At 55.9% G+C, this 16,838-nt stretch carries 18 protein-coding genes; 13 read left to right on the top strand and 5 right to left on the bottom strand.

The features are described from left to right. Positions 1 to 12 precede the first annotated feature (12 nt). The 12 genes from JNK54_01535 to JNK54_01480 all read left to right on the top strand — a co-directional run bounded on the left by JNK54_01535 (position 13) and on the right by JNK54_01480 (position 9,842). Positions 13 to 1,629, top strand: coding sequence for a HEAT repeat domain-containing protein (locus JNK54_01535; GenBank protein MBL8022954.1), 1,617 nt, complete (start codon positions 13 to 15; stop codon positions 1,627 to 1,629). After that, on the top strand, positions 1,626 to 2,255 hold the full coding sequence (locus tag JNK54_01530) for a MotA/TolQ/ExbB proton channel family protein (GenBank protein MBL8022953.1): 630 nt from the start codon (positions 1,626 to 1,628) through the stop codon (positions 2,253 to 2,255). The genes JNK54_01535 and JNK54_01530 overlap by 4 nt, the downstream gene beginning before the upstream one ends. Before the next feature lie 14 nt (positions 2,256 to 2,269). Then, positions 2,270 to 2,683, top strand: a complete 414-nt coding sequence (locus JNK54_01525) for a biopolymer transporter ExbD (GenBank protein MBL8022952.1) — start codon at positions 2,270 to 2,272, stop codon at positions 2,681 to 2,683. A gap of 103 nt (positions 2,684 to 2,786) precedes the next feature. Then, positions 2,787 to 3,536, top strand: coding sequence for an energy transducer TonB (locus JNK54_01520; GenBank protein ID MBL8022951.1), 750 nt, complete (start codon positions 2,787 to 2,789; stop codon positions 3,534 to 3,536). A 46-nt stretch (positions 3,537 to 3,582) separates the two neighbouring features. Continuing rightward, positions 3,583 to 3,885: a hypothetical protein gene (locus JNK54_01515; GenBank protein MBL8022950.1), complete on the top strand. Its 303-nt coding sequence runs from the start codon at positions 3,583 to 3,585 to the stop codon at positions 3,883 to 3,885. Beyond that, the gene (locus JNK54_01510; protein ID MBL8022949.1) at positions 3,885 to 4,694 is read left to right on the top strand and encodes a ParA family protein; all 810 of its coding nucleotides are present in this window, start codon (positions 3,885 to 3,887) and stop codon (positions 4,692 to 4,694) included. The genes JNK54_01515 and JNK54_01510 overlap by 1 nt, the downstream gene beginning before the upstream one ends. Before the next feature lie 12 nt (positions 4,695 to 4,706). Then, a complete protein-coding gene (locus tag JNK54_01505; protein MBL8022948.1) occupies positions 4,707 to 5,588 on the top strand; it encodes a ParB/RepB/Spo0J family partition protein in 882 nt (293 codons plus the stop codon). Further along, complete coding sequence (locus JNK54_01500; GenBank protein ID MBL8022947.1) at positions 5,585 to 6,673, top strand: hypothetical protein; 1,089 nt, start codon at positions 5,585 to 5,587, stop codon at positions 6,671 to 6,673. The genes JNK54_01505 and JNK54_01500 overlap by 4 nt, the downstream gene beginning before the upstream one ends. 11 nt (positions 6,674 to 6,684) lie before the next feature. Next, positions 6,685 to 7,089, top strand: coding sequence for a hypothetical protein (locus JNK54_01495; protein MBL8022946.1), 405 nt, complete (start codon positions 6,685 to 6,687; stop codon positions 7,087 to 7,089). Positions 7,090 to 7,091: 2 nt separating this feature from the next. Beyond that, positions 7,092 to 8,201: a glycosyltransferase gene (locus JNK54_01490; protein MBL8022945.1), complete on the top strand. Its 1,110-nt coding sequence runs from the start codon at positions 7,092 to 7,094 to the stop codon at positions 8,199 to 8,201. A 146-nt stretch (positions 8,202 to 8,347) separates the two neighbouring features. Beyond that, entirely contained in the window at positions 8,348 to 9,022 is a 675-nt protein-coding gene (locus tag JNK54_01485) for a hypothetical protein (GenBank protein MBL8022944.1), read from the top strand. Positions 9,023 to 9,092: 70 nt separating this feature from the next. Next, positions 9,093 to 9,842 carry a hypothetical protein gene (locus tag JNK54_01480; GenBank protein ID MBL8022943.1) on the top strand — a complete coding sequence of 250 codons (750 nt, stop codon included), beginning with the start codon at positions 9,093 to 9,095 and terminating at the stop codon, positions 9,840 to 9,842. Positions 9,843 to 9,879: 37 nt separating this feature from the next. On the opposite strand, the gene JNK54_01475 is transcribed toward JNK54_01480, so the two are convergent. From JNK54_01475 to JNK54_01460, 4 genes are all read right to left on the bottom strand, one after another. Further along, positions 9,880 to 12,552, bottom strand: coding sequence for a cation-translocating P-type ATPase (locus JNK54_01475; GenBank protein MBL8022942.1), 2,673 nt, complete (start codon positions 12,550 to 12,552; stop codon positions 9,880 to 9,882). A gap of 73 nt (positions 12,553 to 12,625) precedes the next feature. Beyond that, a complete protein-coding gene (locus tag JNK54_01470; GenBank protein MBL8022941.1) occupies positions 12,626 to 13,153 on the bottom strand; it encodes a hypothetical protein in 528 nt (175 codons plus the stop codon). Then, positions 13,140 to 14,021: an OmpA family protein gene (locus JNK54_01465; protein ID MBL8022940.1), complete on the bottom strand. Its 882-nt coding sequence runs from the start codon at positions 14,019 to 14,021 to the stop codon at positions 13,140 to 13,142. Before JNK54_01465 ends, JNK54_01470 begins: the two co-directional genes overlap by 14 nt. A gap of 3 nt (positions 14,022 to 14,024) precedes the next feature. Further along, positions 14,025 to 14,801: a flagellar motor protein gene (locus JNK54_01460; protein ID MBL8022939.1), complete on the bottom strand. Its 777-nt coding sequence runs from the start codon at positions 14,799 to 14,801 to the stop codon at positions 14,025 to 14,027. Between the two features lie 188 nt (positions 14,802 to 14,989). Here JNK54_01460 and JNK54_01455 point away from each other — a divergent pair, with 188 nt between their 5' ends. Next, complete coding sequence (locus tag JNK54_01455; protein ID MBL8022938.1) at positions 14,990 to 16,327, top strand: sigma-54-dependent Fis family transcriptional regulator; 1,338 nt, start codon at positions 14,990 to 14,992, stop codon at positions 16,325 to 16,327. Here JNK54_01455 and JNK54_01450 read toward each other — a convergent pair. Further along, positions 16,214 to 16,792 (bottom strand): hemerythrin family protein, encoded by a 579-nt coding sequence (locus tag JNK54_01450; protein ID MBL8022937.1) that lies wholly within the window; start codon positions 16,790 to 16,792, stop codon positions 16,214 to 16,216. The two genes, JNK54_01455 and JNK54_01450, sit on opposite strands and share 114 nt — an antisense overlap. Between the last annotated feature and the right edge of the window lie 46 nt (positions 16,793 to 16,838).

The following is a 16,838-nucleotide window of genomic DNA, read 5'->3' as shown; positions in this document are numbered from 1 at the left end:
AGGAGAGTTTTCATGGGATCCAATCGGAAGATTTCTTTTATTGGAGTGGCGGGGAGTTTCTTCCTTTCCGGGTGCGTGGGGCCGGCGTTGGCGGTTTCCCCTCGACCGTCTTCCGAAGAGGTCCGGGAGAGCATGAACCTCCGAGCGGAGTCGGCCGCTGTTCCGCGGTTGGTTCAGTTGGTGGACGATCGGCGTCTTCAGACGATTAATCCGGACGATTACAATGACACGGCCTTAAAAGATATTTTGAAACTCACGACGCCGGAAGGGTACCGGATCAAATACCGTTTTTTGGAAATTGGAGTTCCGGTGGCCCAGGGACTTTCGTTGTCCCAGGACCAGCAGTTGTTTGGCCGTTTATTGGAAACGGCGCGATTTGAATCCGGACGGCGGGCCCGATCGGAAAGTCTCCTCGTTTTAGCCGCTCGCAAAAACCCAGATCATCTCAAAATCTTTAAAGAAGCCTTGTTGGACCGAGATGTGGCGGTCCAATTTGCGGCGGTGGAGGCTTTGGGGGCCTGGGGGTTGCCGGAAGCGTTGCCGTTGCTGCTCGACGCGTCCGAACGGAATTGGTCCCCCTTGATCCGGGTTTTTGCGGCACAAATGTCGTTGCGTCTGGGAGCTCCCCAGGGACGGGCGCAATTGAAAAAGTTTCTTCTGGACAAAGATTGGTTGATGCGAGCTATGGCGGCCCGGTACCTGGGAGATTTGGGAGAGCCCAATGATTTGGATCTTCTTCTCGATCGCATGGGTCGCGAGCGTGACCACCCTTATGTGTTGGCGGAAATCTGTCTCTCGGGACTAAAACTTTGGACCCGCCGTGGCCCGATCCTTCCGAAACAAGAGTCTCCTCCGCCGATAAATTCCCCTCGCGCTCCCGCAAAAGTCAGTAGTCTTTTTGAGTTGGAACCCCTGGTGGTGACGGCCCCGCGGCTTCGTGTGTCCGGTTCGCAACTGGTGCCGGCTCAGATTGATAACGAACTCGTGAACCTTTTGGAAAAGATCGCCACCGAACCTCTTCCGGAAGAAGTGTTGCTTGACCCTGTTTTGGTTGAGATTAAGAAGTTGGTGACTCCTCAGGGGTTCGGGCTTTACGTGCGATATACGGATATTAGTTTCCTCTTAACCGAAGGGTTGGCGGGGACGAGCAACTTAACACTGGTGAACCGGTTGGAGACGATAGCTCGGTCCAGTCCCAATACGCCGGTGCGCGGATCTGCTTTCGTGGCGTTGGGGCATGATGTCTCCCGGATCGATCTCAGTCTCTTTGAGCGATCTCTTCAAGACAGAAGCCTTCAAGTTCGTTTCGGGGTGGTGGAAGGGTTGGCGGCCCAAACCAACCCCATGGCGCGCGGAATGTTGGCGGGGGCGGCCCAAACGGACACGTCTCTGGTTGTGCGCCTTTTTGCGGCACAGGCTTTGGGGCGGCGGGGCGACGCCCAGGGGGTGGATCTCCTTCGTCGTTACCTCACGGATCCCGACTGGGTTATCCGTTCCCTGGCGACTTACTTCCTTGGGCAATTGGGAGACGATGCGGATTTTGAACGGTTCCTAATTAATCTTACCCAAGAACAGGAGAACCATGTGGTGGCGGAAAATTGTCTGGCGGTGTTAAGGATGTCCCGATGACGGATTTTACAGTATGGCAGCCCTTGGTGGGGAGTGGGGGCGGGTGGGTCATTCACCTCTTGCTATTGGCGTCTGTCTTAACGGTGGCGGTAATTGTGGAACGGGTTCTTGTTCAGGGGCGAGAACGCCGGGCCTTTTTGTTGTTTAAGGACAAAACGGCCGCGCTCTTAAATCAAGGGGATATTTCCCAGGCGGCGGTGTCCGTGGAAAAAGCGGAGGGTGTGGTGGCGCGAATTTTACGGGCGGGCCTCTCTCGGCCCGAAGCGGGGCCGGCGGCGGTGGAAGAACGATTGATGGCGGCGAGAATTGAGGGGAAATATGTGCTGGAACGACGGCTCTGGGTGTTGGGAACCTTGGGGAATAACGCGCCTTTTGTCGGACTCTTCGGAACGGTGTTGGGGGTGATCAAGGCGTTTGCCGACTTGGCGGGATCCGCTTCTGCGGGGCCGGAAGTGGTGATGGCGGGGCTCTCGGAAGCGTTGATCGCGACCGCCGTAGGGCTCTTGGTGGCCATTCCGGCGGTGATGGCGTACAACTATCTCATGAAACGGGCTGGGGAACTGTTGGCTGAAACCGATGCGCTCACCCGCCGTCTCATGGCCGCGCTTAAAGAAGTTCGCCCATGAGCGGTTCTTAGTTCGTGGCGGCCTCAGAAGAAAACCCGGAGGGGTTAATCACGGGCATTAACGTGACGCCGCTCGTGGACGTGGTGTTGGTTCTGCTGATTATTTTTATGGCGACAGCGCCCTTGATCGCTAAGCGGGCGCTGACCGTTCATGTGCCCCGCGCGGCCACGGGGGAACGGGCCTCCTCTTCTCTCCAGGTCACGCTCACCGCGGACCAGAAAATCCGGTTGGAATCCTCCCTGTTTGACCTCGCCGGTTTGTTGCAAGAGTTAAAAAAACGGCAAGCCCATGAACCGGAACTCCGCCTGACGGTTGCCGCGGAGGAAGGGTTGCCCTACGGCGCGGTCGTGGAATTGTTGGACACGATTCGCACTTCCGGTGTCAAACGAGTGGCTCTCGAGGTTCGTCCGAAAGCGCGGGCGCGTTAGCCGAGAGAGTCGGTTGGGCGTCGGCGGCGGGTTGAGCGAAAAAAGGTTTTTCGTGCGTGGAGGTTCGGAGATCATTGAATCGTTTTTGTGAGGAGAGGGTCCTGTGGGAAACAGACGTCAGGCACCGCCTTTTCGGTTAGGAATAGAAATTTCCCTTCTGGTTCACGGGGTCCTGTTTTGGGCGCTCGTTCATCGAACCGGGGGCATGGATTTTAACCTTTCTTGGGCCAAACCCGACCTGATTGAAGTGGACCTCACGCGGCCCTATCGACTGACGTCGGATCCGCGCAAGGCGTTTAAGTCCCCGAACCCCGGGACAGGCGCGCCGCGCGTGGAAAAACCGACCCCCGGTCCGTTTAAAGCTGGGGGAGGCGTGGCGATGAAGGGGACGGATTGGACACTTCCAACGCCCGCTACAAAGATTCTTGAACAGCCCACCGATTTTGGAAATCCGCTCTCAAAATCCACCGCCCCTTCCACGGGCACCGGAACGGTTGAGGGCGAGAGTCAGGGATTGGGTGGTCTTGGAACAGGGGGCGAGGGGGAAGTGGACTGGGTGTACTTGACGGAACACCCGCGGTTATTAAATCGAGCGGAGTTGGTAAAAAATATTCGCCGATTTTACCCGGAGGCAGAATGGCGAGCGGGGCGTGAAGGGCGGGTGGTGGCCCATATCCATTTGAATAAGAACGGTGGGGTATCGGGAGTGGACATTGGAACCTCGGCCGGCGTTCTTTTTGATGAAGCGGCGAAAAAAGTTCTTTCCCTGGCGGCGTTTTCACCGGCTCGCGCTGGGGACCGCGCGGTGGCCGTTAAAATCAGTCTTCCCATTGATTTTCAGCTAGAAGAATAATACGTCGATCGCTGTCTTGGAGGTGGACTTTGGTATAATCCATCCCATGTCCTCCTCTGCTTTTGATGTGACCTGTCCACACTGTCACGCGGCCCTGACCATTAGTCCCGACGCGCGGGCGGTGGTGGGCCATAAAGAGCCCCACAAACCGAAACCGGTGGAAGATATGGACGAGGCGGTTCAGTTACTGAAAAAGGATCCCGAACGTCGGGAAAACCTTTTCGCCCAATCTTTGGAATCTGAGAAAACGAAGGCGGACCGATTGAAAAAATCCTTTGAAGACCTTTTGCGCAAGGCCCAGGACGAGCCCGATGGGGCTCGCCCGGTCCGCGATATGGATCTGGACTAATGGCGCGGGTTATTTCTATCGCGAACCAAAAGGGCGGTGTGGGGAAAACCACCACGGCCATCAATCTGGCCGCGTCTTTGGCCCATTTGGGGCAGGAAACTCTATTAATTGATATGGATGCCCAGGCCAACCTGACCTCGGGCCTTGGTCTTCAGCGGGGCGTTGTGGACAAGCATATTCTCCATGTCCTTCTTGAAGGGACTCCCATGGAGGATATTTTAAAAGAGAGCGGGGTGGAATGGTTGGATGTGGCACCGTCCCACATGGATCTCTACGGCTCCGAACTGGAACTGGTGAACATGGAAGATCGAGAATGTCGTTTGCAAGCGGCCCTCAAAAAATTTCACAAGGTGTACAAATACATTTTTATTGATTGTCCCCCGGCGTTAAACCTTCTCACCATCAACGCGCTGGTGGCTTCGGACGCTGTTTTGATTCCCATGCCTTGTGAATACTACGCTTTGGAAGGCCTCTCCATGCTTGTGAACACCATCGATCGGGTTCGCGCGGGCTTGAATCCCCGGTTGGAATTGGAGGGGGTTTTGGTGACGATGTTTGATGGCCGGGCGACTCTTACCCAGCAGGTTTACGCCGAGATCAAAAAGTTTTTTGGCACCAAACTTTACGGGACGGTGATCCCACGCAACGTGCGCTTGGCCGAGGCGCCCAGCCATGGGATGCCGGCGCTCGTGTATGATCGCCATTCGTCGGGAGCCGGGGCCTACCTGACCCTCGCGCGGGAGTTTTTAGAACGTCGTGGGGAATTGCCCCATCTGCCCAAGACGGAACCTCAGGTGGTTGCTTCTTAAAAGGAGACTGGAATGGTGCACAAAGCGTTGGGACGCGGGCTGGAAGCTCTGTTAAAACCGGCCCCTGGCAACACGGGTCCGGCGACGGAAGGATTGGTCGCCAAAATTTCAATCGATAAAATTCGGCCGAATCGATATCAGCCTCGCGTTCGTTTTACGGTGGAATCTCTGCAGGAATTGGCCGACTCCATTCAAATTCATGGACTGGCCCAGCCTCTTCTGGTGGCTCCCTCGGCGGTTCCGGGAGAATTCGAATTGGTGGCTGGGGAAAGGCGTTTGCGTGCGTCGCGTATGGCCGGATTGGTGGATGTCCCCTGCGTGATTCGAGTGGTTACGGAACGAGAGCGACACGAACTTTCGTTGGTGGAAAACCTTCAGCGGGAAGATCTCAATCCGGTTGAAGAAGCCGAATCTGTTCGCCGTCTGATGGACGAAGCGGGGTTGACCCAAGAAGAGGTGGCACGTCGGTTGGGGAAAAGCCGGTCAGCGGTGGCGAACAAACTTCGCTTATTGGATCTTTCCCAAATGCTTCGGAACGCGCTGATCGAGGACCTCCTTTCCGAAGGTCACGCCCGGGCGTTGTTGGGGATTTCCAATCGAGCCCAACAGGAAGAGCTGGGCAAGCGGGTGGTGCAAGAAAAGTTGACGGTGAGGGAAGTGGAATCCCTTGTGGCGGCCTGGACCCACGGATCCCCGGAAGAACCTTTGAAGGTCCCACCCAAAAAGAACCCCGATGTTCGCCATATCGAGGAAGACTTGCAACGCCTTCTGGGGCGGCGCGTGGTCATCAACTCCCGGGGAAAAACTAAGGGTTGGTTGAGACTCGATTTCTACTCGATCGATGATTTGGATGTCATCGTTCAACAACTTAAAACTCTCCGTCCACATAAATGAACCGTTTCCTTCTTGTCCTTCCTCTCTTGATGGGGGCATGCGTTACGCTTCCCACGAATAAACCGGGCCTGCCCGTCCCTCCGGCGCGGCCGATGGTCTCCCCCTCTGGGGAGAAACCTCGTCCTGTTTCTATTCCATCCAAGCCACCCCCTCTACCTGAGGAGGCTCTTTCCTTTCCGGAGTTTCCCCTTTATTTGGGCGCTCAGCCAAATCCGAACGATTACCCGTTCCTTGCCGATGGGGGGGAAACATTTGGATTTTCGGTAGGATTCAGCCGCAGTTGGGTGGTTCTTCTTCCCCCTGTCCCCATGGGTTCATGGAACCGGGCGTTTGTGGGAGCCAAGTTGGGGGGCATGAAAACAGAGCGAAAACCGGGTCGTCCCGACTGGGACCAGCGTGTAATTCCCGGTGAAATTTTTGCCGCGGTGACCCAGACTTTTCCCTGTCTTCCTCATCGGCGTTACCCCCTGGTGCGCACCGAGGAGATTCCCTTGGCCGGCCATCCCCGCCAGCCTTTAGAAGGCGTGGGTGAGGCGCGCTGGTTTTGGACCGAAATTCCTTTGTCCTCTCTCTCCACCGATGTTCCCAATATCGTGGTCATCTATTCCCCGAGCGAAGCGTTGAAAGGGGAAGAACATTCCCCGGTTTTGGCGGGGGCTCGGGTGGAAGACCAACGGATTGCCTGGTGGCGCGATAAATCCGAGGGCCAGCCGCCCCGGACCAGCACCGCGGCTTTCCAATTCCCCGCCGTGTCTTACACCCCGGCGGTGGCGCTTAAGCTTGTACCCGCTCGGTCGGTTCGGCCTCAGGTAAATCTTCCCGCTTCTTCGGAAGGGTTTTGGAACGGAAAAAATCTCGTGGTACGGGCTGCGGTAAAAGGAACGAATATTGAATCGGCGTGGCTTGAAATTTCGCCGGATGGGCGGCAATGGACACGGAGAGGACGTTCGCTCCGCGGGGCGCCCTACATTTTCACTGTATCCCCCGCGTTTCTTCCCGTCGGTCCGTTTCATATTCGGGTGAGCGCGCGGGACGTCTGGGAAGCCGTGGGCACCAGCTCCCCTGTGTCGGTCACCCCCCAGTAAAGGAGATTTTCATGCGTAGTTTTTTAGGGCATCTCTTTATCGTTCTGAAGCGCGCGACAGAGTTTAAAAAAGAATTCCTTCTCCACTCCGTTGGAGAAGCTGGGCTGAAGAGCCGGATGAGGGGCCGTTTTCCATCTAGGACATTCCCTCTCCCTCCCCCTCTTCCGCCCGCGGGAGAGGGAATACCCTTCGTTCGGCTCAAGAGTCCCTTTTTTGGTTTGTTGCTATTGGTTGTCTTGTTCTCTGGGTGCAAAGAAGAAGTTAAGCCGACCCCTCAGGTTGACAATTCGGTCACACGTTATACAGATGGGTTGGTTACCGCAACGGAGAAAGCCAAGGATTCGGTGGACAAGGCCAACGAAGCCATCGCCGCCTCGCAATCGGCCATGGATCAGATGGCCATGGAAATCCAATAAGCATGCGGGTCTTGCACGTCACTGAAAGTCGAAGTTGGTCGGGCGGAACGGTTCAGTTGTGGAACCTCTGCGTGGGGTTGATGAAGAGGGGACACAACGCCGCTCTTTTTTGTCCACCGGAAAGTGAGTTGTTGCGCCATGTTCCGGGAAGCGGGGTCCAGTCCACGGTATGCCGACTTCGGGAAGACTATGACCTTGTTGCGGCCTGGAAGCTGGCCCAAGCCATCCGTCTCTTTAAAGCGGACATTGTTCACGCGCATCATCCTCGGGCACACGCCATTGCCCTTTTGGCGGGTATTTTTGCGTCCATCCCCCGTTTGGTGGTTTCGCGGCGCGTTTCTTTTCGGTTAAAGAAATGGAACATTTTCAGTCAATGGAAATACCGGTCAGGGAATATCCGAACTTTTGTGGCGGTCTCGGAAGATATTCGTCGGATCTTGATTCAAGGCGGTGTCCCACCCGAAAAAGTGACCGTGATTCACAGTGGAGTGGACGTTCGACGGTTTTCGCCGCGCCCCGCGGCCGAAACCATTCAACGGGAACTCCGTCTCCCCATTGGAAAACCGTTGGTAGGAAACCTCACCCATTTCAGTTGGTGGAAAGGGCAAACATTTTTTCTGGACGCGGCCAAAATCCTTCTGGACGCTGGGGTCTTCGCACACTTCTTGTTGGTGGGCAAAGACACCGATGGCGCGGAAGCTCAAGAGAAGGTTCGGGCGCTTGGAATCTCCGATCACGTGACGTTGGCGGGGTTTCGCACGGATATCCCGGAGGTCCTTTCGCTCTTAAACGTGAGCGTGTTGTCCTCTTTGGCGGGGGAAGGGTTTTCAGGTGTCCTTCGGGAAGCCATGTGTATGGGTGTTCCTGTTGTGGCGACGGATGTGGGAGGAAACTCGGAATTGGTGAAAGATTCTAAAACAGGCCGTTTGGTTCCCCCTCGTGACGCGGCGGCTCTTGCCGAGGCCATCCGTCATCTCTTGGCCGACCGATCTAAGGCTCAAGAGATGGCTCGTGCGGCCAAGGAAAATGTGACGACTCACTACTCGATAGACACGATGGTGGAAAAAACGATCGCGCTCTACGAACGAATGCTCGCCTCCCATTGTCCCTGAACTGGATTTCTCTCTCCTGTCTCACTTTACTCTTTTACGTTCCTCTCCTCAGAGGGGGGGAAGTCTCCCTCCAATGGGTTCCCCAGGCGCGGGTTGAATATGAAGGGGTGGGATACCGCGAATCCCCGAGCGGGTGGGAGCTCAAAGTGAAACCTTGGACGCCGGTGGGGGGAATCCGTTGGCGAGAGGAGCTCTCTCCCCATCTTGGATTTCAAACGCAATATTGGGCGAACCGGTCTGCGTATTACGCGGAGTTTGGGAATAGCGCCGGAACTCATTTGGCCCAGGAAGGGCAAGCGCGCCTGTCCCTCCAATCCCTTTGGGTGGATTTTCGGCGTCCGTTGGTGGGATCGTCCATCGAAGGTGTTCTGGGAATGAATGGGGCTTACCAAAGCCTCCGTCAAAAAAATATTGTATTTCAAGGAAATCCAGAACCGGGAGCTTCTCGGGAAATCCATGCCGCTTTGGGGGCCCATTTGGGGTTCCATGGGAAAGGGGTAAGCCACCCGTGGGCGAGGGGTCCCGGTTTGTTTTGGGACGGTGAAATCCTCTTGGGACACTATTTATGGACCAAGAATAGACTCACCTCAGAGGATGGGTCGATCCGTCGGGGCGGATACACTTACGCCTTGCGAATGGAGGGGGGGCTGGCTTGGGAACGATGGCGTCTCTCCCTTGGGTATACCCGACAACTCTACGAGATTTTAGTCCCCGGAGGGCGCCGTTTTACTCCCGGAACATCGTCCAGTGCGACAGCCAGTTTGCCCATCAACAAAACAGACCTGTTCGGAGCCTTTCTTGCCCTGGGTTGGACGTATTAACGTGAAATTTATCCTGATGGGGTCAGTGGTCCTTTTTTGGGGATTCCTCGGCCATGCGGGAGATTTTTCCATGACCGTGGCCCCCTCGGCATCGTTGCGCTATAAGGGCGAAGGAAAGATTCTTCCCCAAAGTTACGTCAACCGTTTTGAAGGCCACACAGCACCCCTTTATCGTTTGGAATGGACACAAACCGCCCAGCCCACGGGGTTTTGGGGTCTCGGTCTTCAGCACACGGGGATTTTTGGAGGAGGGAGGTTTGGACAAGAATCCGTTTCAGACGGGACAGGGACACCCTATCAAACGAACCAGATGAATGTGGGGTTTACCAATTTGTTTGTCACCTATCATCGTCCGATGGTGGGGATCCCGGTGGAGGCCCACGTGCATCTTTCCGTGGTCCGCGAAATCTTTAAGCGGGAAAATTTTGTTGTGGAAGGAACCGGTGCCTCCGGGGGGGTAGATGACGTCAACGAAATTTCCGCCGAGGGTATTGGTTTTGGGTTTGCTGGAACCCACGGGGCCCGTTTCTTTTTTCGCTGGCAAACGGCCGTCCATTACTATGTTCAGCTTTTTGACGCGAAGACCGACGCATCAGCCGGGTCTATCTTTCAAGGGGAAGCGGGGTTGGGGTGGCGCATAACCCCCCGGCTTTCCATTGAAATGGGGGGGCTCTGGCAAGATTGGTTCATTCTCGGACAGGGGAACCGACGTATCCACCTGGAAGGAACGGACGGCGCTGTCATCTCTTACAACCGTCAACAAACCACTCTCCAGGGGCTTTTCTTTAAGATCGAAACCCGGTTCGCCACTTCTAAATAGTCTCCCATGGTTCTCTCGCCCCACTGAAAGTTGGGGGTTAAGTTAAACGGCCAAACCAGCCGTGCCGTACCATCCCCTTAGCGATTTCCAATACCGGTGTGATGGTGAGGGCAACCCCAATCACGATGAGCCAATCCATCCCAGTGAGAGCGTAGGTCCCAAAGGGCACATTGAGGAACGGTAGATACACAATGAAGGGCAACAGGAGGAGTTCCCAAAGGATGGCCAGGTTTAGCCATTTATTGGAGAAGGGTTTCCTCATCATGGAGTGCCGATCCGAGCGGAGGTTGTAAGCTTTAAAGAACTGAATAAAGACCAAGGAAAGGAATGTCATGGTCATGGCCTCTTCCAGGGGGCGGCCGGATTTGAGTGCCCATGCAAACAGACCGATATTGGCCGCGGCGGACCAAAACCCTCCCACAAGCATTAACAACACAACAGGCCGAGTGAATATCCCCTGGTTCATTGGTCGAGGGGGGCGGTGCATCAGGTCCGGATCGGCCGGATCCACCGCAAGGGCCAGGGCGGGCAATCCGTCCGTGGCGAGGTTGACGTAAAGAATTTGAACCGCGGTGAGCGGCAGGGGATACCCCAAAAGAGCCGCCCCCAGCATGAGGCCCATTTCCCCGACGTTGGCGGAGAGCAGATACATGAGAAATTTCTTCACGTTATCGAAGATCCCTCGCCCTTCTTCCACCGCGGCGACGATGGACGCGAAATTATCATCCGTCAACATCATGGCCGCGGCCTCTTTCGTGACGCCGGTGCCGGTGATGCCCATGGCGATGCCAATGTCGGCTTTCTTGAGGGCCGGCGCATCGTTGACCCCGTCCCCGGTCATGGCGACCACGTGTCCCCGCTCTTGCAGGGCCGAGACCAGGCGCAATTTGTGCGCGGGGGAAACCCGGGCGAATACCCCAATCCCTTCTGACCGTTCCGCCCAATCGGCATCGGTCCATCGATCCAACTCGGGTCCTGTGACCGTTTTCTCGCTGTCGGGTAACCCCAACTCCCGGGCCACGGCCTGGGCGGTGAGGGGATGGTCCCCGGTAATCATGACGGGTTTAATCCCCGCGACGATACATCGGGCGATGGCTTCCCGGGCTTCGGCCCGTGGCGGGTCCATCATGCCGACCAATCCGAGGAAGGTCATCGCGGTTTCCGCGGTTTCCCGAACGGCGCTTTGTTTTTCGGCCACCGCCAATACCCGGTAGGATTTTTCGGCCAACCGTCGAGCTTCCGCCAAAAATTTTTCTTTAGCGGTGGCGTCCATCGCCTGAGGCCCCGCGGCCCCCCATTGAAAGGCGCACGATCCCAGGATAACCTCCGGGGCTCCCTTGGCAAAGGCCACCACGGTCCCGGAAGGCCCTGTGTGCAACGTGGTCATCCGTTTCGATTCGGAAGTGAAAGGAATTTCATCCTGACGAGGGAAATCTCGGTCCAGGTCGCCTTTCATCATATTTGCTTTGGCGGCCGCGGCCACGAGGGCTCCTTCCGTTGGGTCTCCTTTGAGACGCCACCGGCCCTCCTCCTGATGAATCAGCGCGTCCGACGCCAATGCCCCGGCCCGCAGGAGCGCTTTCAGGGGCTCATCCACGGGCCATATTTCTCCCTTGACCCGGAAATCCCCTATAGGGCCATACCCGGCTCCAGTGACCTCGATTTCGCCCTCATGGGTGACCAGGGCTCGGACGGTCATTTCATCTTTCGTGAGAGTTCCCGTTTTGTCCGAGCAAATAATCGAAGTGCCTCCCAGGGTTTCAACGGCGGGGAGGCGGCGAACCAGGGCGTTCCGCTTGGACATCCGTTGCACGCCAATAGCCAACGAAATCGTTACGACAGCCGGAAGAGCTTCGGGAACGACCGCCACGGCGAGCGCGATCCCAAAGATGAACATTTCCACAAGGGGTTCCCCGCGCCAAAGGCCAAGTCCAATGACCACGGCCACGATCGCCAAGGCGCCTCGAGCCAAAATGTGTCCCACCCGGTCTAGATTTTTCTGGAGGGGCGTCCGTCCCGTCTCCACCGATTGGAGAAGCTGGGCCACACGTCCAAATTCCGTTGCCATTCCCGTTGTGACCACCAGGGCTTTCCCTCGACCGTAGGCGACAACTGTTCCGGCGAAGACCATGTTGCGTTGGTCCCCCACGGGCAAATCAGGGCGGAGGAATGTTTCCGTACTTTTTTCAACGGCCAATGATTCTCCTGTCAGGGACGCTTCCTCGTTCCGGAGGTTGATGGCTTGCAACAGCCGAGCGTCAGCGGGTACGCGGTCCCCCGCGTGAAGAAAAATGACGTCTCCCGGGACCAACTCCCGGGCGGGCACATCAATTTCTTTCCCGTCCCGTATGGTGGCGGCACGGGGGGCCGCCATTTCGCGGAGGGCTTCAATGGCCCGGTCCGCTCGAAACTCCTGAACGAACCCCAGGATGACTGCAAAGAGGACAATGACGAGAATGGCGATCGCTTCGATCCCGTGTCCCAAAAAGGCGGAGAGACCTACGGCGACAAGAAGGATCAGAATGAGGACGTTCTTAAACTGCGCGAGGAGGAGTGTCCAGGGAGAAACGCGTTGGGTTGTTTGCAATTCGTTTGGGCCATGGGTGGCCAGTCGTTGAGCGGCTTCCGTCGATGTCAATCCTTCAGGAGCTGACCGAAGGTGAACTGCGGTATCTTCCGCGGAAAGGGTGTGCCAGAGCGGTGTGGGCATAAATTTCTCCTCGTGGGGTTCTTAACTCCGGTAACTTTATCAGAATTTTATCTGGAGGGGAGATCGAAATGTTTTAGAGGTGCGGGTAATCTTGGGCGAGTCTTTGGCGGTTTAAGAGATAGCGCACCAAACGATCCATTTGGTCCTGGGCCAAAATAGTGAACTCAAAGGCCCCGTTTCCCGTCGATTGTCCTAAAACCAATATCTCATCTTCGTTTTCAGGCGGGATCACAAACCGGATTTCAACCCAATCTCCCGCTGGGGGGAAAACTTCTTCCGGAAGCGGTGTGAGGACGCAATTCCCGGTTCCTAGGGTGAGCGGGCGGGTTGGGAGCGGGGGCGCCCCGGTTCGGTCCAAATGTTTTTGAAGTCGGTCAATCTTTTGTTCGATTTCGTTCAACCGTCTTACCACCGGAGCCATTTCTTCTGAAACGCTCACGTGGCCTTCCGGATGGGCCGTCCAGGAGCGGGCCACCGCTCGGTCCATGATGAGAGATCGGACACATTCTGCTTCCTCTTTTCCAAGGAGGCGCCAGTGCAAGGGCAAATGGCCTTTCACCTGCATACGACCGGCCCCGGGGGCTGGATCAATGGGGACCATGGGAGGGCTCCGGGACTGTGGGTGCTTCTTCTTGCACGGGGGACAAGGTCGGTGGTTCCGATGGATTGGGTGCGACGTGATCGTTCGCAATCAGGGGTTTCCATGCGGAGATCGTCGGTTCCACTTTCCCTTGTTTTTTATTGACGTTTGCCCAGAAGGATGGCTTGTTTTCCAGAATGACAATTTCCACCCGGCGGTTTCGAGATCGACCTTCCGAAGAGGTGTTGGGCTGAAGGGGTTTAAATTCAGCGAGGCCAGCGACGGCCAATCGTGAGGGAGCGACCCCACTCAGGATTAAATACCGTAGAACGGAGAGGGCCCGAGCGGTAGACAATTCCCAGTTGGACGAAAATTGTTCGTTATGAATGGGCATGTCATCGGTATGGCCCTCAATCCTCAGTTTATGTTTCGACATTTTAATCACATCAACCACCCCGGGAAGAATGGCCAAGGCTTCCGGTCGAAGGGCATCGGACCCCGGGGTGAAAAAGGTGTTCGTTCGGAGTTGAATGGTGAGGCCTTCAGCGTGGCGCTCCAGCTTAATGTTGTCTGCGCTAGTCCCTTCACGTTTAAGTTGCGAAGAGATGTTTTTTTCAACGTCTTTCAGGTTCATCCCAATATCCAAAATCTCTCGACCGCTGGTGTTCCCGGGTGTCACAAACATGAGTTCGTTGCTTCCACTTGAAAACATCCCAGCGCTAAAAGACCGTTCCACGGCCCCCACCAGTTTATTAACTTTTCCCGCGTCGGTTTGGGCGGTGGCGTAAAGGACGGTAAAAAACGCAAAGAGAAGAGTGATGAAATCGGCGTAGGAGACCAGCCACCGTTCGTGATTGACGTGTTCCGGGATTTTAGGTTTACGGGCCATGGCTTATTTCGCGTCCAAGAGTTTTTGGTCTTTAACGGAGAGATGCCCTTTCAACCGTTCACTCATCAAGGCGGGGTTTTCCCCTTGCTGGATGGAAATCAATCCCTCCAAAATTAGCGCCTGATGGTGGGTGCTGTCTTCTTTGTGGTGTTTGAGTTTCGTGGCGGCCGGAAGAAAAACCAAGTTGGCGGACCCCACACCGTAAACCGTGGCCACGAACGCCACCGCGATCCCACCGCCCAAAGAGGAGGGATCAGCCAAGTTTTCCATAACGTGAATTAACCCCAACACAGCTCCGATGATTCCCACCGTGGGGGCATATCCTCCCGCGGCTTCGAAGAACTTGATAAATTCCTCATCATGGTGTTCCTCCCGGGTCATTTCCTGTTCCATCATTTCCCGCAGGGCTTTTTCAGGAGTGGCATCGATCAAGAGTTGGAGTCCCTTGGCAAAAAAAGGATCTTTTGTTTCGGACTGGGGCTTTTGCAAAGCCAACAACCCTTCTCGGCGGCTTAAGGTGGCGTAACTGAGGAGAGCACGGGAGACTTCCACTCCGTTGTGGTGGGGGCCAAAGAAAACCGCCACTAATTTTTTCGCGGCTCCAGTGGCCACGTGGAGGGGGAACCCAATGAGCGTGGCCCCCAAGGTCCCACCGAAAACGATGAGGGCGGCTGTCGGTTGCATGATGGAACTCATGTGTCCGCCCTCGAGGCGTTGGCCCAGGAGAATCAAGCCCACGGCGGACACAAGTCCAATAATGGATGCCAAATCCGGTTTCAATGAAGAGCCCCCCGTACAGAATACGTGACAAGGGTATTATCGGTCCATTGGCGGACACCTTGAGTTTACTCTTGACAGATCTCGAGACGTGGGGTATATAGAAACGGCCTATGAATTTTACACCAACAGACACAACGCGCATTGAAAGGACGCGATCCCCCATGGCCTCGCCCTCACAGCCCTTGGAAATGACATTTTCGATCCTCATCGTTGATGACGATCGATCGGTGGCTTATGCCTTGGACCGCGCTTTAACGGAGAAGGGCCACACGGTCAACCTGGCTTTTTCGGCGGAGGAAGGACTCCAAACCCTGAAAGATGCCGCCGCCGACATCGTCCTCTTGGACCTGTTCATGCCCGGGATGGATGGAACTGAAATGTTGCGCCAAATCAAAAAAGTCCATCCCTCGACCGATGTGGTCACGATTTCGGGGGCCGGCAGCATGCGCGCGGCGTTGGGAACACTTCAATTGGACGCGTTTGATTTTCTCCCCAAACCTGTTCAAATGCGTGCTCTGATGGAAGTTATCGACAGAATCCGGCAAAAACGTAAGTCTTCTCAGCGGGGCGTGGGGCCCCGGCCCATGTCCAACCTCTTTTCTGTTCCTGATTTGATCGGTAAAAGTCCGTCTATTCAACGGGTCGCGGATTTTCTTAACCGCATTGCCCCAACCCAGTGCAACGTTCTGATTCGGGGGGAAACGGGTTCAGGAAAAGAGGTGGTGTCCCACGCGCTCCACAATCGCAGCACCCGTCGAGAAGGACCGTTTATTCCCCTGAACTGCAGCGCCCTCCCCGAAACCATGTTGGAGAGCGAACTTTTTGGGCACGAGAAAGGGGCGTTCACGGATGCGACCGGAATGAAACGGGGCCTTTTGGAAATGGCAAACGGCGGGACCCTCTTGCTGGATGAAATCGGCGACATGCCCCTGCCTCTCCAAGCCAAACTGTTGCGTGTGGTGGAGACGAAACGTTTTCGACGCTTGGGGAGCAACACCGAACAGGCGGTGGATGTTCGTTTTGTGGCCGCGACTCACCGTGACTTGGAATCTATGGTTCGTCAATCCCAATTTCGTGAGGATCTTTTCTACCGGTTGGGCGTGTTTTCCCTCCGCCTCCCCGCGCTTCGGGAAAGAAAAGAAGACATTCCTCTCTTGGCGAGTTTTTTTCTCCAGTCCGCTGTTCGCGGCCGCGGACCGACCGTTCTTTCCGTGGAGGCCCTGGCGTGCCTCAACGCTTACCCGTGGCCCGGGAATATCCGAGAACTTCACAACGTCATTGAGCACGCGGTCGTTTTCGCCGAGGGGGACGCCGTTCGCGTAGCGGACTTGCCCGCCGTTTTTCAAGGACAACACGCGTCCCCGGATCCAGACGCCTCGGAGACGCTCGCCGCTGTCGAGCGACGCCATATTTTAAAAGTCTATGACACCTGCAACGAATCGATTGAAACGGCCGCGACTCGTTTGGGTTTGAGCGAAACGGTCACACGAAGTCGACTGAAACGCTACGGTCGACTTCCCCACTGAACACCGGGATTCGTTCACGTCAATCGCCTTCCTTCTTCGCGGCAGAGCCGTAGGGTCTGCCCCCACGTGATCCAAAAGAAAACGAGAAAAGCCCCGATCCGACCCCAGAATGTGACTTTCCACCCATTGGCTTAGACGAAGCAGAAAGGCGGTATTGATCGCCTGTTTCTGTCGCCGCGCCCGATCTTCCCAGGATTTTAAAAGGACTCCCATCTCATGGTGTCGATCCTGGTGATCCATTCTCCCTGGGTAACAAAATCGCCGCATCAATTCCTCTTCCGCTTCGCAGTGCATCCCCACGTACCCGACCAGTTCGGCTAAAAGGTTCACCGCCTGGGGAACTCCTCCCTGGGTGTTTGCTCGGTCTGCCACCGCGTCACAAAGACTCACCATCTCACGGTGATGCCGATCCATCATGTCCACGCCCAAATTAAATTCAGATCGCCAGCTGTGGGGATTGGTCAATGGATCCCTCCTTTCGCAAAAGCCATTATCGGCAAATTAAAATAGA

Source organism: Elusimicrobiota bacterium (genome assembly GCA_016788905.1).
Lineage (GTDB): Bacteria > Elusimicrobiota > Elusimicrobia > FEN-1173 > FEN-1173 > JADKHR01.
Note: the sequence above shows the minus strand (reverse complement) of the source record. Positions and strands in the feature narration are given on the sequence as shown.